General features: G+C 71.3%; 15 protein-coding genes. 9 read left to right on the top strand and 6 right to left on the bottom strand.

Going from position 1 to position 24,615, the window contains the following annotated elements; translation table 11 throughout:
- Positions 1 to 30 precede the first annotated feature (30 nt).
- Positions 31 to 1,083: an LCP family protein gene (locus ACIPSJ_RS35140; RefSeq protein ID WP_401351868.1), complete on the bottom strand. Its 1,053-nt coding sequence runs from the start codon at positions 1,081 to 1,083 to the stop codon at positions 31 to 33.
- A 197-nt stretch (positions 1,084 to 1,280) separates the two neighbouring features.
- On the opposite strand from ACIPSJ_RS35140, the gene galE reads away from it, so the two are divergent.
- From galE to ACIPSJ_RS35110, 6 genes are all read left to right on the top strand, one after another.
- Positions 1,281 to 2,267, top strand: a complete 987-nt coding sequence (galE, locus tag ACIPSJ_RS35135; protein ID WP_401351866.1) for a UDP-glucose 4-epimerase GalE — start codon at positions 1,281 to 1,283, stop codon at positions 2,265 to 2,267.
- Positions 2,267 to 3,367, top strand: a complete 1,101-nt coding sequence (locus ACIPSJ_RS35130) for a hypothetical protein (RefSeq protein ID WP_401351863.1) — start codon at positions 2,267 to 2,269, stop codon at positions 3,365 to 3,367. The genes galE and ACIPSJ_RS35130 overlap by 1 nt, the downstream gene beginning before the upstream one ends.
- Positions 3,368 to 3,728: 361 nt before the next feature.
- Positions 3,729 to 5,255, top strand: coding sequence for a hypothetical protein (locus ACIPSJ_RS35125; protein WP_401351860.1), 1,527 nt, complete (start codon positions 3,729 to 3,731; stop codon positions 5,253 to 5,255).
- A 287-nt stretch (positions 5,256 to 5,542) separates the two neighbouring features.
- A complete protein-coding gene (locus tag ACIPSJ_RS35120; protein ID WP_401351858.1) occupies positions 5,543 to 6,712 on the top strand; it encodes a CDP-alcohol phosphatidyltransferase family protein in 1,170 nt (389 codons plus the stop codon).
- On the top strand, positions 6,712 to 11,199 hold the full coding sequence (locus ACIPSJ_RS35115) for a glycosyltransferase (RefSeq protein ID WP_401351855.1): 4,488 nt from the start codon (positions 6,712 to 6,714) through the stop codon (positions 11,197 to 11,199). The genes ACIPSJ_RS35120 and ACIPSJ_RS35115 overlap by 1 nt, the downstream gene beginning before the upstream one ends.
- A gap of 52 nt (positions 11,200 to 11,251) precedes the next feature.
- Entirely contained in the window at positions 11,252 to 12,961 is a 1,710-nt protein-coding gene (locus ACIPSJ_RS35110) for an FG-GAP-like repeat-containing protein (RefSeq protein WP_401351852.1), read from the top strand.
- A gap of 95 nt (positions 12,962 to 13,056) precedes the next feature.
- On the opposite strand, the gene ACIPSJ_RS35105 is transcribed toward ACIPSJ_RS35110, so the two are convergent.
- From ACIPSJ_RS35105 to ACIPSJ_RS35090, 4 genes are all read right to left on the bottom strand, one after another.
- On the bottom strand, positions 13,057 to 15,186 hold the full coding sequence (locus ACIPSJ_RS35105; RefSeq protein ID WP_401351849.1) for a 3-hydroxyacyl-CoA dehydrogenase NAD-binding domain-containing protein: 2,130 nt from the start codon (positions 15,184 to 15,186) through the stop codon (positions 13,057 to 13,059).
- Positions 15,183 to 16,400, bottom strand: a complete 1,218-nt coding sequence (locus ACIPSJ_RS35100) for a thiolase family protein (RefSeq protein ID WP_401351846.1) — start codon at positions 16,398 to 16,400, stop codon at positions 15,183 to 15,185. Before ACIPSJ_RS35100 ends, ACIPSJ_RS35105 begins: the two co-directional genes overlap by 4 nt.
- A 199-nt stretch (positions 16,401 to 16,599) precedes the next feature.
- Complete coding sequence (locus ACIPSJ_RS35095; protein ID WP_401351843.1) at positions 16,600 to 17,610, bottom strand: LacI family DNA-binding transcriptional regulator; 1,011 nt, start codon at positions 17,608 to 17,610, stop codon at positions 16,600 to 16,602.
- On the bottom strand, positions 17,607 to 19,976 hold the full coding sequence (locus tag ACIPSJ_RS35090) for a glycoside hydrolase family 2 protein (RefSeq protein ID WP_401351840.1): 2,370 nt from the start codon (positions 19,974 to 19,976) through the stop codon (positions 17,607 to 17,609). The genes ACIPSJ_RS35095 and ACIPSJ_RS35090 overlap by 4 nt, the downstream gene beginning before the upstream one ends.
- A gap of 155 nt (positions 19,977 to 20,131) precedes the next feature.
- Here ACIPSJ_RS35090 and ACIPSJ_RS35085 point away from each other — a divergent pair, with 155 nt between their 5' ends.
- From ACIPSJ_RS35085 to ACIPSJ_RS35075, 3 genes are read left to right on the top strand one after another with little or no spacing between them, the layout of a single operon-like run.
- Positions 20,132 to 21,448 carry an ABC transporter substrate-binding protein gene (locus ACIPSJ_RS35085; protein WP_401351837.1) on the top strand — a complete coding sequence of 439 codons (1,317 nt, stop codon included), beginning with the start codon at positions 20,132 to 20,134 and terminating at the stop codon, positions 21,446 to 21,448.
- The gene (locus tag ACIPSJ_RS35080; protein ID WP_401351834.1) at positions 21,445 to 22,311 is read left to right on the top strand and encodes a carbohydrate ABC transporter permease; all 867 of its coding nucleotides are present in this window, start codon (positions 21,445 to 21,447) and stop codon (positions 22,309 to 22,311) included. Before ACIPSJ_RS35085 ends, ACIPSJ_RS35080 begins: the two co-directional genes overlap by 4 nt.
- Complete coding sequence (locus ACIPSJ_RS35075; protein ID WP_359217120.1) at positions 22,308 to 23,138, top strand: carbohydrate ABC transporter permease; 831 nt, start codon at positions 22,308 to 22,310, stop codon at positions 23,136 to 23,138. Before ACIPSJ_RS35080 ends, ACIPSJ_RS35075 begins: the two co-directional genes overlap by 4 nt.
- Here ACIPSJ_RS35075 and ACIPSJ_RS35070 read toward each other — a convergent pair.
- A complete protein-coding gene (locus tag ACIPSJ_RS35070) occupies positions 23,116 to 24,357 on the bottom strand; it encodes a hypothetical protein (RefSeq protein ID WP_401351831.1) in 1,242 nt (413 codons plus the stop codon). The two genes, ACIPSJ_RS35075 and ACIPSJ_RS35070, sit on opposite strands and share 23 nt — an antisense overlap.
- Between the last annotated feature and the right edge of the window lie 258 nt (positions 24,358 to 24,615).

Genomic DNA, 24,615 nt, shown 5'->3' with positions numbered 1-24,615 from the left:
ACCGGTCTGAAGGACCGGCCGGATGTGCCGTCAGCTGCCGCCCGTGGCCGGGGACTTCTTGGCCGACTCGGGGATCGTGGAGTCGGTGCGGATCGCCTTCCAGAGCGTCGACGCCTGCGGTTCGGCGGCCACCACGCGGTTCGGGTCGACCTTGTCGTACGCCACCGGGAGCATGATCGTCTCCATGGTGGACGGGTTGACGCCGTTCAGGCTGCGGCCGAACTCGGCGAGCTTGGTGAGCGAGGCGAGTTCGGAGTCGGTGGTGAGGGCCGCGGTGAGCTTGTCGGCGATCTTGTACGCCTTGACCGGGCTGCCCAGCAGGTCCTGCTGCTGGATCTCCGCGAGCAGGGCGATCAGGAACTGCTGCTGGAGGCCTATCCGGCCGAGGTCGCTGCCGTCGCCGATGCCGTGCCGGGTACGGACGAACTGCAGGGACTGGGTGCCGTTCAGCTTGTGGGTGCCCTTGGTGATGTTCAGACCGCTGGAGGAGTCGTGGATGTCCTGGTCGACGGTGATCGTCACCCCGCCGATCGCGTCCACCAGGTCCTTGAAGCCGGCGAAGTCCACCTCGACGTAGTGGTCCATGCGGACCCCGGAGATCTGCTCCACGGTCTTGACGACACAGGCCGGGCCGACCTGGGAGTAGATGGAGTTGAACATCACACGCTTCGCCGAGGCGACCTCGGTGCCGTCCGCCTTGGTGCACTTCGGGCGGGTCACCAGGGTGTCGCGGGGGATGCTGATCGCGACGGCCTTCTTGCGGCCCTCGGGTATGTGCATCACCAGCGCGGTGTCCGAACGGGCGCCGGAGACCTTGGTGTCGTCCAGCTTCGCGTTGGCGCCGGCCCGTGAGTCCGAGCCCAGGATCAGGACGTTCTGGCCCGAGGTGGGCAGCTTCTCGGGGCGGTCGTCGCCGATCGCCCGGTCGATGTCGACGCCCTTGATGTTGCCGTCGATGTCGCTGTACAGCCAGTAACCGGTACCGGCTCCGGCGATGACCAGAACGGCCAGGGCGAGCAGGATCCAGCGGCCGGTCCGGCGCTTGCCGGTGCGCTCGCGCTTGGGCGTCGGGACATGGCTCATCCTGCTTCGAATCCTCAAAGGTCGTGCCCCGGCGGGGCGGTGCGGTGGGTGAGGACTCGGGTGGGGGGTGGCCGGTCCCGGTGGTGCTGCCCGGTCGAAACCGTACGGGCAAACCGTACAAGGGGCAGACGACCGCACGATCATGCCCAACCGGTGATGTATTTGTAAACAGCAGCCAAAGAAATAGTATGCGCGCCATGACGTGGCTGATAACAGGCGGTGCCGGCTTCATCGGCGCCCATGTCGTACGCGCGATGCTCGCCGCCGGCGAGCGGGTCGCGGTGTACGACGACCTCTCGACGGGCGACCCCGCCCGGGTCCCCGACGATGTGACCTTCGTCAAGGGCTCGGTGCTCGACGGCACCCTCCTGCGGCGCACCCTGACCGACCTCCGGATCGACGGCGTGGTCCACCTCGCGGCCAAGAAGCAGGTCGGCGAGTCGGTCGAACGGCCGCTGCACTACTACCACGAGAACGTCCAGGGCCTGCGGACCCTGCTGGAGGCCGCCGCCGGGACCGGCGTACGCCACTTCCTGTTCTCGTCCTCCGCGGCCGTCTACGGCATGCCCGACGTGGACCTGGTGACCGAGGACACCCCCTGCGTCCCGCTCAACCCGTACGGCGAGACCAAGCTGGCGGGGGAGTGGCTGGTGCGCGCCACCGGCCGCGCGCACGGGATGACCACCGCCTGCCTGCGGTACTTCAACGTCGCCGGGGCGGCCGCCGGACACCTCGCGGACACCGGCGTCTCCAACCTCGTCCCGATGGTCTTCGAGAAGCTCACCGAGGGCAGCGCCCCGGTGATCTTCGGCGACGACTACGCCACCCCGGACGGCACCTGCGTACGGGACTTCATCCACGTCGAGGACATCGCCTCCGCCCATCTCGCCGCCGCGCGAGCGCTGCCCGGCCGGGAACCGGGCAGCGACCTGACGGTCAACATCGGCCGCGGCGAGGGGGTCTCCGTCCGCGAGATGATCACCCTGATCGGCGAGGTCACCGGCTACGGCCCGGCGGCCGCCCCGGTCGCGGCCCCGCGCCGCGCCGGCGACCCCGCGCGGGTCGTCGCCTCGGCCGACCGCGTCCGCGCGGAACTGGGCTGGACGGCCCGCCACGACGCCCGTGCCATGGTCACCTCGGCCTGGGCCGGCTGGTGCCGCCGCCACCCGGAGGCCCGCCGCTGATGGCCGGTTCCGTGCGCGACCGGGTCGCCGCGGCGCGGCCGGTCGGCGGGACCCCGGCGGGCCGCACCGTGCGGTCCGGGCCCTGGCTCCTCACCGGGCACGACGGCCGGCTCCTCGCCTACGCGCACGTCGACGGCGCCGTGCTGCGCTGGACCGAGACCCGCCCGGGCGGCCCCGACTGGCTCGGCCCGGACGTGCTGCCGGTCGAGGGAGTGTCCGAACTCACCGTCGCCCAGGGCCGCAACCGCTACGCCCACCTGGTCGGCCGCCGAGTGCGCGGCACCGGGGAGGCGGCGCCCGCCGTGGACCTGGTCTACGCGATCCAGTACCAGGCGGGCCGCCCGCTGAGCGAGTGGCGGTCCGCGGGCAACCCGCACGCCAAGCGGGAACGCACCGCGCAGATGGGCGCCCCGACGGCCGTCGTCGACACCTCGGGCGCCCTGCACATCCTGGTCGCCACGGCCGAGGGACGGCTGGCCCTGCGCCGCGAGGACGCCCGGGGTCGCTGGGAGCCCTGGCTCGACCTCAAGGTCGCGGCCGTCCTGGACGCACCGGCCGCCGTGGCCACCTCCACCGGGCAGACGCATCTCCTCGCCCCCACCGGCACCGGAGCCCTGACCTGGTGTCAGCCGAGGCCGGGCGCCGTCCCGGAGCGGGGCCCCGAGCCGGGCGTCGTACCGCTGCCCGGCTCGGCGTGCGGTCTGGAGACCTCGCCCGGCCGGGCCACCTTCTACCTGACCGACGCGGTCGGCGGCGGCGCCGTCGCCGTCCGCCCCGGCAACTGGCCGGTGCCGCTCGGCGGGAACCCGGGCGACGGACGGCACGCGGCCCTCGCCACCACCCTCGACGGCCACCCCTGCACGGTGCTGGCCCACCGGGACACCGAGGGCCGCCTCGTGCTGGGCGCCTGCGGGGCCGAGGCGGAGCACCACGGGGTGTGGTGGACCGACACCGGCGCCGTCTGCCAGGGCGATCCGGTGCTGGCCCACGACGGCCTCGGCCGGGTCGTCCTCATGGCCCAGACCGAGGACGGCGGGCTCGCACTGGCCCGCCAGGACGACGGCCCGGGGCTGACCCTGGGCGACTGGAGCCTGCTGTGAGCAGCCACCGGCCGAAGGACGTGAGGGCATGACACGCAGGTCCGGCCGCAGAGGGTCACCCGGCTCCGCCGGGTTCACCGGATCCGATGGGTCCGCCGGGTCTGCCGGCTCTACAGGGTCTGCCGGGCCCATCGGGTCCGCTGGGTCCGCCAGGTCTACCGGCTCTACAGGGCCAGCCGGGTCCGCCGGGTCTGCTGGCTCCGCCGGGTTCACCGGGTCCGCCGGGTCTGCCGGGTCCGCCGGGTCTGCCGGGTCCGCCGGGTCTGCTGGCTCCGCCGGGTTCACCGGGTCCGCCGGGTCCGCCGGGTCCGCCGGGTCTGCCGGGTCCGCCAGGTCTACCGGTCCCGTCGGTTCCGGTGGGGTGCCGGACGGGCGGGGACACCTGGTCGCCGTCGTCGTGCCGGAGCCGCGGGACGCGGTGGCGGTGGTGGAAGGGGCGGTGTCCGGCAGTGAGATCGCGGTGGTCTGCCTGCGGGCCGGTGCCAAGGACGGCCGGGCGGCCCTGGACCGGGCGCTCGCGGCGGCCGAGAGCCGCGGCTGCCGTGCGCACGGCGGTCCCCGGGTGCTCGGCGTCGACCCCGCGGACGCGCTGCCGGCCCTGCGGGAGGAACTGCGCGCGCTCGATCCGGAACGGCTGCACACCCTTGACCCGGACCCCGTGCACACCGGGATGGACGAGGCGAGCGGAGTGCCCTCCTACGGGGTGCCGGACGCGCACACCGAGACCGCCGCCGTGGCGCTCGCCGCGGCCCGGGCCCACCAGACCGAGACCGGGCGGCCGTTGTACGTGGACTGCCTGCGCGCCGAACAGGGCCCCGGGGGCACCGCCGCCGTGCGCCACCCGGCGCCGGTGAACTGGCTCTCGGCCGGCTTCGACGGCCGGCTCACCGCGTTCTGGCCCACGGCCGCCGGTGTGGTGCGCTGGCACGAGGAACTGCCCGGCGGCCGGTGGCGCGGCCCGGAACTGCTGGAGGGACCGGGGCTGCTGCCCGGCCTGCTCGTGGTCCGCGATCCGCACGGGCTGCCGCATCTGCTCGGGCTGCGCCGGACCGCGCGCGGCGACGGCGGGGTGGACGTCGAGGTGGTGCACACGGCCCAGTACCGCACCGGGCGGCCGCTCGCCCCCTGGTCCACCCTCGGCGGCCCGAACGCCGCCGCCTGGCGCAAGGGACGCGAAGTCGGCTTTCCCGCGGCCGCGTTCGACGCCGCCGGGGACCTCTGGGTCTTCGTGCGCAACTTCGGGCACAGCGTGAGCCACCGCCGCCGGTCGGCCGACGGCGGGTGGACGCCGTGGCAGCACCTGAGCGGGCTGCGGGTCGCCGACGACCTGGTCGCGGTCACCGCCGAGCACGGCGGGGTCGAACTGTTCGCCCGGGCCCGGGACACCTCGGCGGTGCTGCGCTGGTGCCAGGGCCCGGACGGCACCTGGCGCGAGGACCGCGGTCTTCCGTTCGCCGCCCGCCCGGGCAGCCTGGCCCCGGCCGCCGAGCCGGGCGCGGTCCTGTTCCGCGACGCCCGTACCGGCCGGACCTGCTTCTGGCGGCCGGGCGCCCCCGGCCCCTATCCGCTCGACGACCCGGAGAGCGGGTCCGGCGCGCCGTCCGCGGCCCGGGGTGTCGAACTCGCGGGCTGGGGCTACTCCGTGCTGGTCGGCCGGGGGACCGACGGGACCTGTGCGCTCGGCGCGCATCCGGCCGGCCGGCCCGACACGGGCGTGTGGTGGCAGGAGGCCGGTGCCCGCTCGTTCGGCGCTCCGGCCGCCGCCGTCGGCCGGAGCGGCCGACTCGCCGTGGCGACCCGGCTGCCCGGCGGCCGGCTGCTGGTGGCCCGCCGGGACGAGAGCGGGGACGGGCTCGTGCTCGACGGCTGGCGCGCGGTGGGCGGCTGAGCCCGGTCTGCCGAACTGCCAAGCGGATGGCTGGATTCCTACCCTCGACACGCCCTTGGCGCCCGATCGCAAGGCATGAGCCAAGCAAGCCCCAAGGGTTCGTCACGGTTTCCCATTGTGAAGATCGCAAAGGGTTGTACGGGAGGGCTGTGATCCACATCGCGGTCAATCGCAGGTCAATGCGTGTCGACACTTAAGTGAAGGATTGTTAAAGTTCGGGTCGCTGATGTGATTGGCCTGTGAACGCAACGGGCGATGTGTCCTGTTTGAGGGGTGACTGGGGGGTTATGGCCAGGCTTTCGTTGCGGGCTGTCCAGAAACTGACCTGCAAGAAGCGAGACGCCTGGTGGACGGTCTTCCTCGTCGACCCCGTCGCCACCCGACTGCTGCTGGTCGTCGCCCGGTTCCGTTTCATCACGCCGAACCGGGTCACCTGGGCCGCGCTGTTCGTCGGGCTGGCCGCGGGCGGCTTCTTCCTGGAGGGCGACCGGCAGTCCCTGATCATCGGCGCCCTGCTCTACCACGTGAGCTTCATCCTCGACTGCATCGACGGCAAGCTGGCCCGTCTCAAGGGCAACGGCACCGTCTTCGGCGGCTGGCTCGACTACGTCTTCGACCGCATCCGCGTGCTGTTCTGCGCCCTCGCCCTGATGGGCGGCCAGTTCCTGCCGCACGACGACGAGCGCTACCTGGTGGCCGCCCTGGTCGTGGTCTTCCTCGACATGCTCCGCTACGTCGACGCGCTCCAGATCTACAAGATGCGCATGGCGATGCGGACGAAGATCGAGAAGGTCACCCGGGCCGATGTGGAGGCGAAACGTTCCTCCATGGAGGGCGCACCGGTCGTCTTCATGGAGGACCTGCTCCGCGACAACCCCCACACCCCCGCCGAGACCCTCCGCGCCGAGTCCGGCGCCGGCAACGTCGTCGACCTGCACGAGCAGTTCCGCGACCAGTTCCCCTGGTACACCCGGATCCGCCGGGCCATGCTGCGCACCCGGATCCGCCCGCACCTGTTCAGCGGCATCGAGTTCCAGATGTTCGTCTTCATCGTGGGCCCGCTGATCGGCCAGATCCTGTGGACCACCGCGATCTCGGCGGGTGTGCTGGTGCTCTTCGAACTCGTCATCATGTACAAGTTCTGGCTCTCCACCCGTGACTTCACCAGGGTCATGGAGGCGCTGAACCCCGACTCCGGCCCGGCGGGCGGCACCATCGCCCCGCAGCTGCACCGGGGCCGCCACCGCCGTGCGGCGGCCGACGCCCTGCTCGCCGACGAGCGCTACCAGGCCCCGGAGCCGGAGGAGGACCCCTTCTTCCGGCCGTACCCGCAGCCGAACCCCGTGGCCGGGGGACTCCCGCACATCCCCGTGCTGCACGGCGACACCATGCCGCTCACCCAGGTCGGACAGGTGCGGACCGCACACAAGGCCCCGGCGGGCCGGGAGAACCACTGATGAGATCCCATGAGGCGTACGACGGCGGCAACTCCTGGGTCAGCGTGGTCATCCCGGCCCACAACGCGGCCACCACGATCGGCAAGGCACTCCAGTCGGCGCTGAACCAGACCTACGAGCTGGTCGAGGTGATCGTCGTCGACGACGCCTCCACCGACGGCACCGTCGAGGTCGTCGCCAACTTCGCCGGCACCGACCCCCGGGTCCGCGTCCTGCGCCGCAGGGAGAACAGCGGCGGGGTGGGCGCCCCGCGCAACTGGGGCATCGCCCAGGCCGAGGGCCGCTGGGTGATGTTCCTGGACGCGGACGACGAACTCCCGCCCCGCGCCTGCGAACGGCTGGTCGCGAGCGCCCTGGAGACCGGCAGCGACATCACCGCCGGCAAGGCCGTCCGCGTCAACCGGGCCACCGGCGACGCCGAGCCCTGGGCCTCCGAGGTCTACGCGATGGGCCGTACCGTCTCCTCCCTGGAGGAGTTCCCGCTGCTGCTCTCCGACCCGATCGCCGCCGCCAAGCTCTACAGCGTGGAGTTCCTGCGCTCGTGCGGCGTCTGGTTCCCCGAGGGCGTCTTCTACGAGGACACCTACTTCTCCACCGTCGCCGGCTGCCTGGCCCGGGGCATCACGGTCCTCACCGAGCCCGTCTACCGCTGGATGTGGGAGCCGGACGGCACCTCCATCACCGGCCGCACCGGCGAACTGCGCAGCATCACCGACCGGATCGCGGTGCACCGGGCCACCGACCGGTTCCTGCTGGAGCGCGGGCTGTGGCAGCTGAAGGTGCGCAAGGACGCCAAGTTCCTCGCCCACGACCTGCGGCTGTACATGCGCGCCCTCGCCGAGGGCGACGCCGGGTTCCAGCAGCGCTTCGCCGACATCGTCAGCTCGTACCTGTTCTCGCTGAGCGAGGACGCCTTCGAGCTGTGCGGCCCGGTGGACCGGGTGCGCGCCTACTTCCTGATGTACGAGGAGATCGAGGCCGCCCTCACCACGCTGGACTACACCCAGCGCAAGAGCGTCTTCTCCTCCCACCTGATCGAGGAGGACGGCCGGGTCTACTGGTCGGCCGACCACCTGCACCTCCCGGACGCCCGCCGCATGCTGGACGTCACCGAGCTGGGCCTGGCCGCCGCCCCGGTCACCCAGCTCCCGCTCTTCGCCCAGCTCAACTCCTGGCGCGTGGAGCGCACCGAGCTGTCGTACACCGGTGAACTCGTCAACCGCTTCGGCCGGATCGGCGCCGGCGACCCGGTCTCCCTCTCGCTGGCCGTGCGCAACCGGCACACCAAGAAGGACGTGGTCGTCCCGATCCCCGAGGTCGAGGTCGACGAACGCCTGCTGACCTTCGCGGGCAGCGTCGACCTGGTGAAGCTGCTCGGCGACGACCTCGCCGACGCCACCGTCTGGAACGTCTCGGTCGTCGTGGAGTGGAAGCGCAGCCGCTCCCGCTCCGCGCTGAGCGTCCGCGACATCACCCTGGACGGCCTCACCTTCGACCGGGACGGCGAGGAGTACGAGGGCTACCGCACCGTCAGCGGCAACCTCGCCCTGCGCTCCGCCACCGCGGGCCGGCGCACCTTCGAGACCGAGCAGAACGACCCGGACGCCCCCTGGATGTGGTGGCGCGACCGGATCCACCCGCCCGTCCGGCGGCTGAGCGGTCCCTTCGACCTCGCCGTCGTCGTCCCCTGCTACAACGTGGCCAAGTACCTCGACGACTGCCTGGCCTCCCTCGCCGCCCAGCGCGGTTTCGCCACCACCCAGGTGATCCTGGTCGACGACGGCGCCACCGACGAGACGCCCCGGATGCTGGAGCGGTTCGCCGCCCACTACGCCAACGTCACCGTCGTCCACCAGCGCAACGGCGGCCTCGGCAACGCCCGCAACACCGGCCTCGACCGGGTCGCCGCCCCGTACGTCACCTTCCTCGACTCCGACGACATCCTCGGCGAGGACGCCCTCGCCGCCCTGCTGGAAGCCGCCCGCCGCGACGGCTCCGAGGTCGTCATGGGCGACCTGGTCAACTTCCCCGACCGGCCCTACGGCCCCTGGAAGGACTACTTCGGCCGGGGCGACCGGCTGATCACGGACTTCGCCGAGATCCCCGACATGATCTTCAGCGGCTCGGCCTGCAACAAGCTCTTCTCCACCGACCTGCTGCGCCGCCTCGGTCTGCGCTTCGGCGAGGGCGTGCACTTCGAGGACGCCTGGCTGACCCTGCCCGCGATGCTCCGCGCCCGCACCCTGAGCCTGGTCGACCGGCCCGTCTACTGGTACCGGGGCCGCCCCGACGGCTCGTCCATCATGGACTCGCTGTGGAGCAAGCCCGCCAACTACCGCGACCACCTGCGGCTCAACCACTTCCTGCTGCACTACAGCGGCGAGGAACGCCCCGAGATCCGCCGGATGTTCCAGCGCTACGCCACCCGCACCTACAAGGGCTTCCTCTGCAACGCCCGCAACGTGATGGGCCGTACCCAGCTCGCCGAGATGTTCCCGGACCTGCACCGGCACTACGCGCAGATCCCCGACGACGTCATCACCGAGTTCGTCACCAGCCCCGCCCAGCAGCTCGACCACTACGCGGCCCGGACCGGCAACTTCGCGCTGTTCGCCGACCCCGAACCGGCCCTGGCCGAGGCCCCGCCCGCGGTGGAGATCGACGACGACGGCTTCTACCGCACCTTCCCCGGCGGCCGGCTGCACAGCGCGGCGGCCCGGGTCAAGGACCCCAACGTGGTCGTGGAGAGCGTCCGCACCCGCGACGACGTACTGGTCCTGGAAGGCTGTATGGCCTTCCCCGGCCTGGACCTCGCCGGCCCGACGGCGAACCGCCTCGAACTCGTTTACCAGGTCCGCGACACCAAGGTGACCGTCCCGCTGACCCAGGTCTACCGCCGCGACCTGTACAACGCCCGGGGCAACCGCGACCTGTACGCCGGCTGGTACGCGGAGATCCCCGCCGCGAAGCTCGCCGGGACCGGGTTCGGCGTCGGTGACTTCCGGCTGCGGGTGCACCGCGCGGACGGCACCCGGCACCGCAACGTCGTCATGAAGGCCCGCCTCGCCCTGCACCGCCTCAAGGGCCCCGGCAAGGTCGGCCGCTACCCGTACATGCTGACCATCGGCGCCCAGGACGCCCTGCACCTGCGCCTGGTCGCACCCGGCCGCACCGCCCGCCTGCGCCACGCGCTGTGGCGGACCGGCCGCGAACTGCGCATCCTGCGCACCCGCAACCCCGGCTGGCGGATGCGCCTCGCCTACTGGCTGACCCATCCCTTCCTGCACGGCAAGGAGATCTGGCTGGTCGGCGAGCGCTCCGACACCGCGCAGGACAACTCGTACCACTTCTTCAAGTGGGCCCGGCTGCACCGCAGGCGCCGCAACGTGTACTACGTGATCGACGCGGCCAGCCCCGACCACGCCAAGGTCGCGCCGTTCGGGAACATCCTGAAGCTCGGCTCCTTCAAACACCGCGTGTACCTGCTGCACGCGACCAAGCTCATCGGCTCCTACGACTCCGAGTCCTACCTGGTCCCCGAGGGCTACAAGAAGGCGCTCTTCCTGCACCGCTTCGGCGAACTGGTCCGCTACCAGCGGGTCTTCCTCCAGCACGGCGTCACCTACAACGACGTGACCTCCGGCGCCGACCAGCGCATCGCGAGCTACGACCTGCTGGTCACCGCGGGCCGCCAGGAGCGCGACTTCATGGCCCTGGAGGCCGGTTACGGCGACCGCGCCCGACCGGTCGGTTTCCCGCGCTTCGACGCCCTCCAGCGCGAACGCCGCGACAAGCCGCGCATCCTGCTGATGCCGACCTGGCGGCAGTGGATCGTCACCGCCTCCTACAAGAAGTCCGCCGGACCGGCGAGGACGAGCTTCACCCAGTCCGAGTACTACCGCTTCTACAAGTCCCTCCTCTCCGATCCCCGGCTCGGCCGCGCCCTCGACCACTTCGGCGTGGACCTGGAGTTCTTCCCGCACTACGAGATCCGCCCCTACCTGCACACCTTCCAGTTCTCCTCGCCGTCCATCCAGGTCGCCGACCCGCACACCCGCAATGTGCAGCAGGCGATGAAGGAGTGCTCGCTGATGGTCACCGACTACTCGTCGGTGTTCTTCGACGTGGCCTACATGGGCATCCCGCTGGTCTACGTCCCCTTCGACGAGGAGGACTTCTACGGGCGGCACTACAAGCGCGGCTACTTCAACCTCGCCGAGGACGGCTTCGGCCCGGTCTGCCGCACCGTCGACCAGGCCGTCGACGAGATCATCGCCGCCATCGGCCGCGACTTCACCGTCCAGCCCGAACACCGCGCCCGGGTGGAGGAGTTCTTCGTCCACCGCGGCGGCGGCAACTGCGAACGCGTCTTCGACGCCATCGACGCCCTGGGCACCGCCTCCGCCGCCGAACTCGCCCCGCCCGGCCCGGTCGGCGCCCTCCCGGCCGCCCGACCCGCCGGCCCGGAGTGGGCCGACGCGGCCTGACCGCAGACAGCCCCGGCCGGCGTCACCCCCTCTGCCGACAGGAGTAGAAGACTTGCGAGTCCCCACCCGGTTCGCCGCCGCCCTGCTGCCCGTCCTCGCGACGACCGCCCTGTGGGCGGCCCCCACCGCGCACGCCGCCGAACCGGCGCTCGCCGTGCCCGATCTGACGGTCGTCTCCTGGAACATCTGCGGTGAGGCCGGCGGGCTGCGCGGCCAGGACGGGTACTGCCCGTACCGGAACGCGCCGGAGAAGAAGATCGAGCAGGTGGCGCAGGTCGTGGCGGAGCGCGACGCCGACGTGGTCATGCTCCAGGAGGTCTGCGGCGGCGACGAGCCCGGCAGCCACATGGACCTGCTCCAGCAGGCGCTGGGCCCCGCCTGGTCCATCCGGCACGCGACCGCCGCCCGCCCCGACGGCCGCACCGACTGCCGGGGGGTCCTCACCGGCGACCTGGGCGTCCTGATCGCCGTCAAGGGCACGATCACCTCCTCGGTCGCCGAGAACACCCTGCCCGACAGCCCCGACGACGCCCGCACCCTGCCCGTCCTCTGCGTCACGGTCGCGGGCTGGGCCACCACCCCGTGCACCACCCATCTGCTGCCCGGTGACGAGGACCGCGCGGCCGGGCAGGTCCGCAACACCCAGGAGTTCCTGGCCGGGCACGTCCCCGGTGACGTCGTCCTCGGCGGCGACTTCAACCGCAACACCGACGCCCCCGCCCTGTCCCCGCTGACCTCCGGCATGGAGCGCTGCGTCGACGCGACCAGCTACCACGGCTGGGACAGCGCCACCCAGCAGCACACCTGGCACCGGCTGGACCACTTCTTCGTCACCCTCCCCTCCTACGGCACCCGTGCCATCGCCTGCGACGTCGACACCAGCCGCATGGACACCACACCCAACGAGGCCGACAGCGGTGATCCCGACGGCTACTCCGACCACGCACCGATCATCGGTACCTTCCGCGGTGCTCCCGTGGCCGGCGATCTGACCGGTGACGGCCGGCCCGACCTCGTCGCCGTCGACACCGACGGCAAGCTGCGGCTCTACGGCGGCCTCGGCACCGGCGCGGTCACCGGCGGCCACACGGTCATCGGCAACGGCGGCTGGCGCACCGCCTCGGTCACCCACCGCGGCGACTTCACCGGCGACGGACGCGAGGACGTCGTGGCCCGAGTCGGCACCGAACTGCGCGTCTACCCCAACAAGGGCGACGGCAGCCTGGGTTCGCCGACCGTGATCGGCACCGGTCTGCCCTCGGACGCCCGCGTCGTCGGAGCCGGGGACGTGACGGGCGACGGACATCCGGATCTCCTCGCCGCCTACGACGACAAGCTGTGGCTGTACGCGGCCGACCCCGAGGCCCTGCCCACCGTGCTGCCCCCGGTCCGGCTCGGCGCGAGCGGCTGGGACGCCATGACCCTCACCGCGCCCGGCGACGCCGACGGCGACGGCCGCCCCGACCTCCTCGCCCGCGACACGGGCGACAGCCGGCTCTGGCTCTACCGGGGCATGCCGGACGGCACCTTCGACGCCCGCACTGAGTACGGCCACAGCTATGGCACCGGCAATCGTCCGCTCCTCGCGGGAGCCGCCGACGCCGACGGCAACGGGGCGGCCGACCTGTGGACCACCACCGACTCCGGCACCGGGACCCTGATGTTCTACGCAGGCGCCACCGACGCCGCCGGCAACCCGGTGGACGGCGCCCGCACCACCGTCGGCCTGAGCGGCTGGAACTCCATCGTGCTCATCTCATGAGACGAGGAGTTCGGCACGGCACGGCCTGAGCACACCGAAGGCATGGGAAAAGGGGCCCTCCGCGATCCGCGGAAGGCCCCTTCACCGTGTGGCCGTTACGCCGGGACCGAAGCCACGCCCGGGGCCAGGAACTTCTTGCCGTTCACGCGCTCCGAGACGCCCTCGCGGTCCAGGTACGGCGTGATGCCGCCCAGGTGGAAGGGCCAGCCGGCGCCCGTGATCAGGCAGAGGTCGATGTCCTGCGCCTCGGCGACGACACCCTCGTCGAGCATGAGCCCGATCTCCTGGGCGACGGCGTCCAGGACGCGGTCCCGGACCTGCTCCTCGGAGAGGACCATGTCACCCTGCTTCAGCAGCGCGGCGACCTCGGGGTCCAGCTCCGGCTTCCCGCTGTCGTACACGTAGAAGCCGCGCTTGCCCGCCTTGACGACGGCGGCGAGGTTCGGGGAGACCGTGAAGCGGTCCGGGAAGGCCCGGTTGAGGGTCTCCGAGACGTGCAGGCCGATGGCGGGACCGACCAGTTCGAGGAGGACCAGCGGGGACATCGGCAGGCCCAGGGGCTCCACCGCCTTCTCCGCGACCTCGACCGGGGTGCCCTCGTCGATGACGTTCTGGATCTCGCCCATGAAGCGGGTGAGGATGCGGTTCACGACGAACGCCGGGGCGTCCTTCACCAGGACCGCGGTCTTCTTCAGCTTCTTGGCGACGGCGAACGCGGTGGCCAGCGACGCGTCGTCGGTCTGCTCGCCGCGCACGATCTCCAGGAGCGGGAGGATCGCGACCGGGTTGAAGAAGTGGAAGCCCACGACCCGCTCGGGGTTCTTGAGCTTCGACGCCATCTCCGTCACCGAGAGGGAGGAGGTGTTGGTGGCGAGGATCGCGTGCGCCGGGGCGACCGCCTCGACCTCGGCGAAGACCGTCTGCTTGACGCCGATCTCCTCGAACACGGCCTCGATGATGAAGTCCGCGTCGGAGAAGCCCTCGGCCTTGTCCAGCACACCGGTGACCAGGGCCTTGAGGCGGTTGGCCTTGTCCTGGTTGATCCGGCCCTTGCCGAGCAGCTTGTCGATCTCGGCGTGGACGTAGCCCACACCCTTGTCGACCCGCTCCTGGTCGATGTCGGTCAGCACGACCGGCACCTCCAGGCGGCGCAGGAAGAGCAGCGCGAGCTGCGAGGCCATGAGGCCCGCGCCCACGACGCCCACCTTGGTGACCGGGCGCGCCAGGTTCTTGTCCGGGGCACCGGCGGGGCGCTTGCCGCGCTTCTGCACCAGGTTGAACGCGTAGATGCCGGCGCGCAGTTCGCCGCCCATGATCAGGTCCGCAAGGGCCAGGTCCTCGGCGTCGTAGCCCTGCTGGAGGTCGCCGTTCTTGGCGGCGGCGATGATGTCCAGGGCGCGGTAGGCGGCCGGGGCGGCGCCGTGCACCTTGGAGTCCGCGATGAACCGGCCCTTGGCGACGGCCTGGTCCCAGGCCTCGCCGCGGTCGATCACCGGGCGCTCGACCTCGATCTCGCCCTTCAGCACCTGGGCGGTCCAGATCAGCGACTGCTCCAGGAAGTCGGCGCCCTCGAAGAGAGCGTCGGCGATGCCCAGGTCGAAGACCTGCTGGCCCTTGAGCTGCTTGTTCTGGTTGAGGCTGTTCTCGATGATCACCGAGACGGCCTTGTCGGCGCCGATCAGGTTCGGGAGGAGGGCGCAACCGCCCCAGCCGGGAACCAGGCCGAGGAAGACCTCGGGCAGCGAGAACGCCGGGATGGCCTTCGAGACGGTCCGGTACGTGCAGTGCAGACCGACCTCGACGCCACCGCCCATGGCGGCACCGTTGTAGTACGCGAAGGTCGGCACCGCGATGCCCGCGAGGCGCTTGAAGACCTCGTGGCCGCCCTTGCCGATGGCCAGCGCGTGCTCGTGCTCCTTGAGCAGCTCGACGCCCTTGAGGTCGGCGCCGACCGCGAAGATGAACGGCTTGCCGGTGATGCCGACACCGACGATCGTGCCGTCGGCCGCCTCCTTCTCCACCTGGTCGATGGCGGTGTTGAGGTTCGCCAGCGAGGCCGGGCCGAAGGTGGTCGGCTTGGTGTGGTCCAGGCCGTTGTCCAGGGTGATCAGCGCGAAGCGGCCGGCCCCGGACGGCAGGTCGAAGTGGCGCACGTGCGCCGACGTCACGACCTCGTCGGGGAACAGGTCCGAGGCCTGCTTCAGAAGCTCGGCGGTGGTGCTCACTTGTCCCCCTCGAAGTGCGGGTTCTCCCAGATGACCGTCGCGCCCATGCCGAAGCCGACGCACATGGTGGTCAGGCCGTAGCGGACGTTCGGCTGCTCCTCGAACTGACGGGCCAGCTGCGTCATCAGACGCACACCCGAGGAGGCCAGCGGGTGACCGAAGGCGATCGCGCCGCCGTACTGGTTGACGCGCTCGTCGTCGTCCGCGATGCCGTAGTGCTCCAGGAAGGCCAGCACCTGCACGGCGAAGGCCTCGTTGATCTCGAAGAGACCGATGTCGGAGATGCTGAGCCCAGCCTGGGCGAGCGCCTTCTCCGTCGCCGGGATCGGGCCGTAACCCATGACCTCCGGCTCCACACCCGCGAAGGAGTACGCCACGAGACGCATCTTCACCGGCAGGTTGTTCTCGCGGGCGAAGTCCTCGGAGGCGATCAGCGAGGCGGTCGCACCGTCGTTCAGGCCGGCCGCGTTACCGGCGGTGACCCGCCCGTGCACACGGAACGGCGTCTTCAGACCCGACAGGTTCTCCAGGGTGGTCCCCGGCCGCATCGGCTCGTCGGCGGTCACGAGACCCCAACCGGTCTCGCCGCCCTCCGGGTTGGTCCGGCGCACCGAGATCGGCACCAGGTCGGCCTGGATCTTGCCGTTGGCGTACGCCTTGGCGGCCTTCTCCTGGGAGCGGACCGCGTACTCGTCCGCGCGCTGCTTGGTGATCGTCGGGTAGCGGTCGTGCAGGTTCTCCGCGGTCATGCCCATGAACAGCGCCGACTCGTCGACCAGCTTCTCGCTGACGAACCGCGGGTTCGGGTCCACGCCCTCGCCCATCGGGTGGCGGCCCATGTGCTCGACACCGCCGGCGATGGCGACGTCGTACGCGCCGAACGCGACGGAACCGGCGACCGTGGTGACGGCGGTCAGGGCGCCCGCGCACATCCGGTCGATGGAGTAGCCCGGCACGGACTGCGGCAGACCCGCGAGGATCCCCGCGGTGCGGCCGATGGTCAGACCCTGGTCACCGATCTGCGTGGTCGCGGCGATGGCGACCTCGTCGATCTTCTTGGTGTCCAGACCGGGGTTGCGGCGCAGCAGCTCCCGGATCGCCTTCACGACGAGGTCGTCGGCACGGGTCTCCTGGTAGATGCCCTTCGGGCCCGCCTTGCCGAACGGGGTACGGACGCCGTCGACGAAGACGACATCCCTGACGGTACGAGGCACGATTGGCTCTCCTCCAGGGTGCGGGATGGCACTGCTGCATGCGCTGAGCGCGCGCTCAGGCCCCATGCTACTTATGAGTAACGTGACTGCCCACCCCTGACGGCGGGAGCGGCGAAGGTCACATGTGCTGCGGCGCCCCGTAAGGGGCGCGGGGAACTGCGCGACCAGCCACATCGGACCCGCAGACCCCTACGGCGCTTTACCGCGGCGGCGCAGTGGACCCCCTCGGCGTCAAAACCGGCGTAGCCACCGCATGCGACCCACCCTCCCCGAACAACGTCCGAGCCACATCCACCCCAAACCCGTACACATCGTGACTCATCGCCGACAACGTCGGATGAGTCAACCGGCACAACTGCGAGTCGTCCCACGCCAGCAAGGAAACATCCCCCGGCACCCCCAACCCCATCTCCGCGGCAACCGAAAGCCCCGCCACCGCCATGATGTCGTTGTCGTACATGATCGCCGTAGGCCGGTCATCCGGCGCCGCACTCAACAACGACCGAGTCGCCCGCGCCCCCGCCTCCCCCGAGTAGTCGGTCGTCACCTGCCACACCCCGCCCAGCTCCAACTCCCGCGCGGCTTCGGCAAACGCCGCCCCCCTCATGGCCGTATGCGCCAGCGCCGCCGCGCCCCCCACCCGGGCGATCCGCCGGTGCCCCAGCGCCGCGAGATACCGCACGGCCTCCTTGACGGCATCGCCGTCCTCCGTCCACACGGACGTCAGCCCGCCCGTCAGCGAGGGATGCCCCACGGCCACCACCGGCAGTCCCAGCCGCCGCGCCGCCGCCACCCGCGGGTCGTCCGCCCGGAAGTCGACGAGGATCGCCCCGCCGATGTGCCGCCCCTTCCACCAGGAGTCCAGCAGCCCGGCCTCCTCCTCCGCGCTGCGCACCAGCCGGAGCAGCAACGAACAGGAGTGCTCGGTCAGCACGCTCTCCACCCCCGAGACGAACTCCATGTAGAAGGGTTCGAGCCCGAGCATCCGGGCCGGCCGGCAGATCGCCAGGCCGACCACGTCCACCCGCGCCCCGGCCAGCGAGCGGGCCGTGGTGTCCGGCGCCCAGCCCAGCTCCCGCGCCGCCGCGAAGATCCGGTCCCGGGTCGCCTCCGCGAGCCCCGGCTTGTGGTTGAAGGCGAGCGACACGGCCCCCTTGGACACGCCCGCGCGCGCGGCGACGTCCTTGATGGTGACGCGGGGTGCTGTCATCGGGCGGGCTCCACGCAGTACAGGGCGGCCCGGGCGGCGGCCACGTCGGGAGTCTCCCAGCCGCTCACGCCGATCGTGACCCGTTCCCCGGGAAGCAGCGTGACCAGTCCCCGGTCGGCGCGCGCGGCCGGGTCCAGCCGGTCGGCCTGCAGCAGCAGATCCCGTACGAGGGTGCGGGCCGTCACCGTCACCGCGCCCGGCGCGACGGTCACCTCGAACTCGGGCTTGGGATAAGGGATTTCCCGGTCCGGCACGGGGAAATACAGGGCCCGCAGCCCGTCCGCGTCGGCCACCAGGAACTCGTCCGGCCCCTCGGGCCGCAGCCCCCGCGGCACGTCGACGACCGCGACCGCCCGCGCCCCCGCCGCCAGCGGCAGCAACGCCCGCCCGACCAGCACCCCGTCCACGGTCATCCGGCGCAGCGCCAGATCACCGCTCCACGCCCGCGCGGCCTGGTTGACGGCGGTCAGCACCAGTCCCCGCTCCCGCGTCCGCAGCGTCAGCAACCGGTCCGCGTACAGCCGCCGCAGCTCGTGCCAGAGCGGCTTCTCCCGGCCGTCGCCGTCGATCGCCGCCCAGGAGGTCACCGGCCAGCAGTCGTTGAGCTGCCAGACCACCGTGCCCGCGCACACCGGCCAGTGCGCGCGCCAGTGCTCGATCCCGGCGGCCACCGCACGCGCCTGGTTGACCTGCGTGAGGTAGTGCCAGCGGTCGAAGTCCCCGTCGGGGACGGCGAAATGGGGTTCCAGCCCGCGACGCAGCTTCCCGTTGCCGTCGTCGGCCTTCTGGTGGTGCAGCATCCCGGGGGAGTCCGCCGCGAGCTCCTCGCCCGGCAGCGCCCGCCGCAGCGTGGCGTACGCGGGCGGCGCCTGCCACCCGAACTCGGCCACGAAACGCGGCACTTCGGAGCGGTACTCCGCGTAGTCCGCCCGGTTCCACACCTCCCAGGAGTGGTGCGTGCCGTGCGCCGGATCGTTCGGGTGCCGCTCCCACGACCCGGACCAGGGGCTGCCCGCCGTGTACGGCCGGGTCGGATCCAGCTCGGCCACCACCCGCGGCAAGAGCCCCAGGTAATACCCCTCACCCCAGGACTCCCCGCCCAGCCGCTCCTCCCACCCCCAGTCCCGGAACCCCCACAGGTTCTCGTTGTTGCCGTTCCACAGCGCCAGCGAGGGATGCGGCATCAGCCGTACGACGTTCTCCCGGGCCTCCGCCTCCACCTCGCCGCGCAGCGGCTGCTCCTCCGGGTAGGCCGCGCACGCGAACGGGAAGTCCTGCCAGACCAGCAGCCCCAGTTCGTCGCAGGCGTCGTAGAAGTCCTCGCTCTCGTAGAGGCCCCCGCCCCAGACCCGTACGAGATCCACCCCCGCCTCCGCGGCCCGGCCGAGCCGCTCCCGGTACCGGTCGCGGGTCACCCGCGAAGGGAACACGTCGTCCGGGATCCAGTTGACCCCGCGCGCGAACAGCCGCTCCCCGTTCACCGCGAGGGTGAACCCGGTGCCGTGCCCATCGGGCCGCCGGTCCAGCTCCACGGTCCTGAAGCCGATCCGCCGGTGCCAGGAGTCGAGCACCCCGTCCCCGTGGAGGAGCGTCAACTCGACGTCGTACAGCGGCTGTTCGCCGTAGCCGCGCGGCCACCACAGCCGGACGTCCGGCACCTCCACCCGTACGACCGCGCCCGTCCCCTCGACCGGGGCCCGCGCCTCCTGCCCGCCCACCCGCACCGCCACCGCGAGCCCCGCCCCGGCCCGGGTGCGCTCGACGTCGACCCGCAGCTCCACCACGCCCAGGGACTGTCGAACCGTCACCACCGGCCGGACCCGGGCGATCCGGGCCGTCGACCAGTGTTCGAGCCGCACCGGCCGCCAGATCCCGGCGGTCACCAGCGTCGGGCCCCAGTCCCAGCCGAAGGAACAGGCCATCTTGCGGACGTACTGGTACGGCTCGGCGTAGGCGGCGGGCCGCTCGCCCAGCCGGTCGCGCACCGCGGCCGCCTCGGTGTACGCGGAGGCGAACCGGACCGCGAGGCGGCCCTCCAGTCCGGTCACGCCGAAGCGGTAGGACCGGTGCATGTTCCTGGTCCGGCCCAGGAGCCGGCCGTCCAGGGTGATCTCCGCGGCGGTGTCGAGCCCGTCGAAGACGAGGTCGGTCCGCTCGTGCCCGGACGGCGCGCTCAGCCCGGTCGTGTACGTCCACTCCCGCCGCCCGACCCAGGCCACCCCGGTCTCGTTCCGCCCGAGGAAGGGGTCCGGGATCACCCCCGCGGCGAGCAGGTCGGTGTGCACGCAGCCCGGCACCGCCGCCGGCAGCCCGCCCCCCTCGTACTCCAGGACCCATCCCTCGCCGAACGGCGTGACCTCCAGCATGCGCACTCCCTAAACCGGTCTACTCCAGCACTGGGCGTACCGTCCGCATCCTTGGCGGGATTGGGACTTTACCGGTCTAGGAAAGCGCTGTCAGAGTGCCGAATCAGCCAACCCCGCAAGTGCTCTTCCGTCTCTGCCGAACGGAGTGGACGCACATGAACGGACGTACGCTCGCCGCCCTGGCCACCGGAACCGCGCTCCTCCTCGCCGCCTGTACCGGTACCGGCGGCGCGACGAAGGGCGCGGACGCCAAGGCGCCGGACGATCCCTCGAAGGTGACCGGGACCATCACCGTCCTCACCCAGCGGACCGACCTCAAGCAGGACGGCACGCTGGACCGGTACGCGGCCGAGTTCAACAAGGTCTATCCGAAGGTGAAGGTCGAGTTCCAGGCGCTGACCGACTACGAGACCGAAGTCAAGATCCGGATGAACACGGAGAACTACGGCGACGTCCTGATGATCCCCGGGGTCATCAAGAAGAGCGACTACCCGAAGTTCTTCGCCTCCCTCGGCACCCGGGCCGACCTCTCGAAGAAGTACCGGTTCACCGGCTTCACCACCGTCGACGGCAAGGTCTACGGCCAGAGCCCGATCGGCGTGATGCCGGGCTTCGTCTACAACAAACGCGTCTGGAAGGCGGCCGGGGTCACTCAATGGCCCACCAGCCCAGCCGAGTTCCTCGCCGACCTTCAGGCGATCAAGTCGAAGACCGACGCGACCCCGTACTACACGAACTACGCCGCCCAGTGGCCGCTGTCCTCCTGGACGTTCGTCAACGGCTCGGTCCACTGCGATCCGGGGGCCACGACGAAGCTGGCGGAGGGGGACCCGTGGGCGCAGGGCGCCGATCTGCGGGTGGGGGACACGGTGCTGTATGACATCGTGCACGACGGCCTGGCCGAGAACGACCCGACCACCACCAACTGGGAGGCCTCCAAGGCCCAGCTCGCCAAGGGGAGGATCGCCACCCAGTGGCTCGGCACGTGGGCCATCGTCCAGTTCCAGGACGCCGCGAAACAGGCCGGCGTGAACCCCGACGACATCGGCTTCATGCCCTTCCCGGCCCAGACGGACGGGAAGTTCTGCGGGACCGTCGGCCCCGACTACAACCAGGCGGTCAACGTCCACTCGAAGCACAAGGCGGCCGCCCGCGCCTGGATCGACTGGTTCACCGACAAGTCCGGCTACGACACGGACAACCTGGCGATCTCCCCGCTGAAGAACGCGCCGCTGCCCGCCGTCCTCAAGCCGTACGAGGACGCCGGGGTGAAGCTGATCGAGCTGGACGACACGGCCGGCGCCAGGGTCAAACTGATCGACTCCGAGTCCGAGGTCGGCATCTACGCCCCCGACTACCGCCAGCGCCTGGTCGACCTGGCCCGGGGCGCCCGCGGCGGCACCCTGGACGGCTTCCTGGACGACCTCGGCAAGAAGTGGACCGCGGCGGAGAAGACGGCGGGGACGTCATGACCTTCTCGCGGCGCCTCACCCCCTGGCTCTTCCTGCTGGCCCCGCTCGCCCTCCTGGTCACCTTCACCTACGCGCCGATCGTGAACATGCTGGCGTACAGCTTCACCGACTGGGACGGCGTCAGCCCCGAGCTCCACTACACCGGCGCCCACAACTACGCGGAGATCTTCACCCGCCCCGACCTCTTCGAGGTCTTCCTGGTGAGCGCGTACTACCTGGCGGCCTCCGCGGTCCAGATCGTCGCGGCGCTGTACTTCGCGACGATCCTGAGCTTCGACATCCGCTTCCGGAACTTCTTCAAGGGCGTGCTGTTCTTCCCGTCCCTGATCAACGGGGTGGCGATCGGTTTCGTCTTCCTCTACTTCTTCCAGGACGGCGGCACCCTCGACTCGGTCCTGGCACTCCTCGGCGTCCACACCGACCACGCCTGGCTCGGCACCCCGGTCTCGGCGAACACCTCGCTGGCCGGGGTCTCGGTCTGGCGCTACATGGGCCTGAACTTCGTCCTCTTCCTGGGCGCGATCCAGTCGATACCCGGGGAGTTGTACGAGGCGGCCGAGCTGGACGGGGCGAACCGCTGGCAGCAGTTCCGCCACATCATCGCGCCGGGCATCAGACCGGTGGTGACGCTGACGGTGATCCTCTCCGTCTCGGGCTCGCTGTCGGTCTTCGAGGTGCCGTACATCATGACCGGCGGGGCGACCGGCACGGAGACCTTCGTGACCCAGACCGTGAAACTCGCCTTCCAGTACAACAAGACGGGCCTCGCCTCGGCGGCCGCGGTCGTCCTGCTGCTGATCGTCCTGGCGGTGACCTGGCTGCAACGGCGGCTGGTCCCCGACGACAGGGTGGACCTCGTATGACGCGGCGACGGGTGGTACGCGCCCTGGTCTACCTCTCCCTCGTCACAGCGGCGCTGGTCGTGCTGCTCCCGCTCACCGTGGTCCTGCTGACGTCACTGAAGTCCTCGCGCGAGATGGCCGACGGCAGCGGGGCGTTGACCCTCCCCGAGGACCCGCTGAACCTCCACAACTACGTGACCGCGTTCCACGACGGCGGAATGCTGCGCGCCTTCGGCAACACGCTCTTCATCGTCGTCTTCTCGATCGGCGGGACGGTGCTGATCGGCTCGATGACGGCCTACGCGATCGACCGTTTCACGTTCCGCTTCAAAAGGCCGGTGATCGGGCTGTTCCTGCTGGCCGCGCTGGTCCCGGGAGTGACCACCCAGGTGGCCACCTTCCAGATCGTCAACAGCTTCGGCCTCTTCGACACCCGCTGGGCGCCGATCGCCCTCTACCTGGGCACCGACATCGTCTCGATCTACATCTTCCTGCAGTTCGTCCGCTCGATCCCGATCTCCCTGGACGAATCGGCCCGCCTGGACGGCGCCAACGCGTTCACGATCTACCTCAGAATCATTCTCCCGCTCCTGAAACCGGCGATCGCGACCGTCGTCATCGTGAAAGGCATAGCCGTCTACAACGACTTCTACATCCCGTTCCTCTACATGCCTTCACAAGATCTTGGCGTGATCTCGACGTCGCTGTTCCGGTTCAGGGGCCCGTACGGAGCGCACTGGGAGATCATCTCGGCGGGAGCGATCCTGGTCATCCTGCCGACCCTGATCGTCTTCCTCTGCCTGCAGCGCTTCATCTACAACGGTTTCATGCGCGGAGCGACGAGGTGAGGGAGCTGTTGTCGCGCTCCAGGGCACGGATCACCCGGTAGTCCCGTTCGACGGCCGACAGTTCGCCGCCGCAGAGCACGGCCTCGGCGGGCACCCGGCCGGCGGGCGTACGGACCTCGCCCACCGCGACCACGGTGGGCAGGGACCGCAGGACGGCGTCCGCCCACGGCGCGCTCGCGGGCCGCGGACACATCCGCACCCGGACGAGGTGCTGTCCGCCCGGAGCGGGCAGCCGCCGGGGGGCCGCGGCGGGAATCCAGGTCTCCAGTGCCTCGGCGGCGCGGTCGTGGCCGGTCGCCGTCCGCAGTGCCTCGTCGGCGGGCGTCACGACGGGTGCCGCGAGCGCCCACATCAGCAGCGGTCCGTCCTCGGCCCGGCCGTCGTCGCCGTACACGAACCGGGTGGTGACCGGTCCGCACACCACGCCGAGCGCGTCGAGCACCCGTGCCGTCGCGGCCGAGAGCGTCCGGGACAGCACGCTGCCGGGAGCGAGCAGGTCGGCGCGGTCCAGCAGGCCGTGCCGGGTGCGGACGTCCGCCCAGAGGTCGGTGACGACATGCTCGGGCCGCCCGCGCGGGCCCGGACGGGTGGCGGAGTTGACCGTGTACTGGCGGCGGGAGGGCCGCTCGCTCAGGACCAGGTGCGGGCTGCCGCACTGCCGTGCCGCCGCGCTCCGCATCGCGGGCCAGGCGGCGCCGATCTGGACTTCGTCCGCGCACTCCACCGGGGCGACCGGGGTCCCGGCGGCCGCCGGGGCGAGCAGGTAGCCGGGCCGGGGGAGGGCCCGCGCCCAGGCCAGGGCATCGGCCAGACTCGTCGTACGGATGCTCCGCAGGGCGGGGATCCCCACCCGGGACAGCCGGGCCGCCTGAGCCCCCCGGTCGTACCGCAGCGGCGAGGACGCCGGATCGGCTCCGGGGAGCCCGAGCTGCCAGGCGATCCGCTCGGCCGTCTCGATGCCGCCGGCGCTGCCCGCTACGACGGCCGAAACCCCGAGCGCCCGCAGCGCCTTGACGGTCTGCCGAACGCCCCGGTGCACGACCGCGCCGGTGTGCCCGGCGGGCACCGCCGCGGCCGGGTACGCCCATGGCCGCTGACGGCGCTCCGGGACGACCGCCACGGTCCGCCAGCCGTGCCGGGCGAACACCCGCGGATAGGGGCTCTCGCCGTCGTACGGGGCGACCACCGCCGCGATGCCGGCGGCGCAGGGACAGGTCATGTGCCACCCCAGCTTGTTGGGACCGATCAGTCTCTTCTGCCGTACCCTGCGGCGACCGCACCTCCCCCGAGCGCGCGGTAGCCGTACGGGTGGCCCTCTGCGACAGAAGGGACTGATCAGTCTGTTCTGACGGCGCCAAGTCTGGAACCCTGACCGTGGGACGTCAAGTGATCCCACTTCGCAGCGCGCTCCGAAATGAGGCAGGTAACGACTGATAGTAAGGTGTGGGACTTACCTATGGTGGGTCGCGGGGGCCGG

Origin of the sequence: Streptomyces sp. NPDC090088, from assembly GCF_044747345.1 — a bacterium.
GTDB lineage: Bacteria > Actinomycetota > Actinomycetes > Streptomycetales > Streptomycetaceae > Streptomyces.
This window is presented reverse-complemented; position numbering and strand designations above follow the sequence as displayed.

What these genes read in the sequence shown, in the direction of transcription:
- galE (WP_401351866.1), top strand. Translation starts at nt 1,281, where the DNA reads ATGACGTGGCTGATAACAGGCGGTGCCGGCTTCATCGGCGCCCATGTC.
- ACIPSJ_RS35090 (WP_401351840.1), bottom strand. Translation starts at nt 19,976, where the DNA reads ATGCTGGAGGTCACGCCGTTCGGCGAGGGATGGGTCCTGGAGTACGAG.
- ACIPSJ_RS35085 (WP_401351837.1), top strand. Translation starts at nt 20,132, where the DNA reads ATGAACGGACGTACGCTCGCCGCCCTGGCCACCGGAACCGCGCTCCTC.
- ACIPSJ_RS35075 (WP_359217120.1), top strand. Translation starts at nt 22,308, where the DNA reads ATGACGCGGCGACGGGTGGTACGCGCCCTGGTCTACCTCTCCCTCGTC.
- ACIPSJ_RS35130 (WP_401351863.1), top strand. Translation starts at nt 2,267, where the DNA reads ATGGCCGGTTCCGTGCGCGACCGGGTCGCCGCGGCGCGGCCGGTCGGC.
- ACIPSJ_RS35120 (WP_401351858.1), top strand. Translation starts at nt 5,543, where the DNA reads ATGGCCAGGCTTTCGTTGCGGGCTGTCCAGAAACTGACCTGCAAGAAG.
- ACIPSJ_RS35115 (WP_401351855.1), top strand. Translation starts at nt 6,712, where the DNA reads ATGAGATCCCATGAGGCGTACGACGGCGGCAACTCCTGGGTCAGCGTG.
- ACIPSJ_RS35095 (WP_401351843.1), bottom strand. Translation starts at nt 17,610, where the DNA reads ATGACAGCACCCCGCGTCACCATCAAGGACGTCGCCGCGCGCGCGGGC.
- ACIPSJ_RS35070 (WP_401351831.1), bottom strand. Translation starts at nt 24,357, where the DNA reads ATGACCTGTCCCTGCGCCGCCGGCATCGCGGCGGTGGTCGCCCCGTAC.
- ACIPSJ_RS35080 (WP_401351834.1), top strand. Translation starts at nt 21,445, where the DNA reads ATGACCTTCTCGCGGCGCCTCACCCCCTGGCTCTTCCTGCTGGCCCCG.
- ACIPSJ_RS35140 (WP_401351868.1), bottom strand. Translation starts at nt 1,083, where the DNA reads ATGAGCCATGTCCCGACGCCCAAGCGCGAGCGCACCGGCAAGCGCCGG.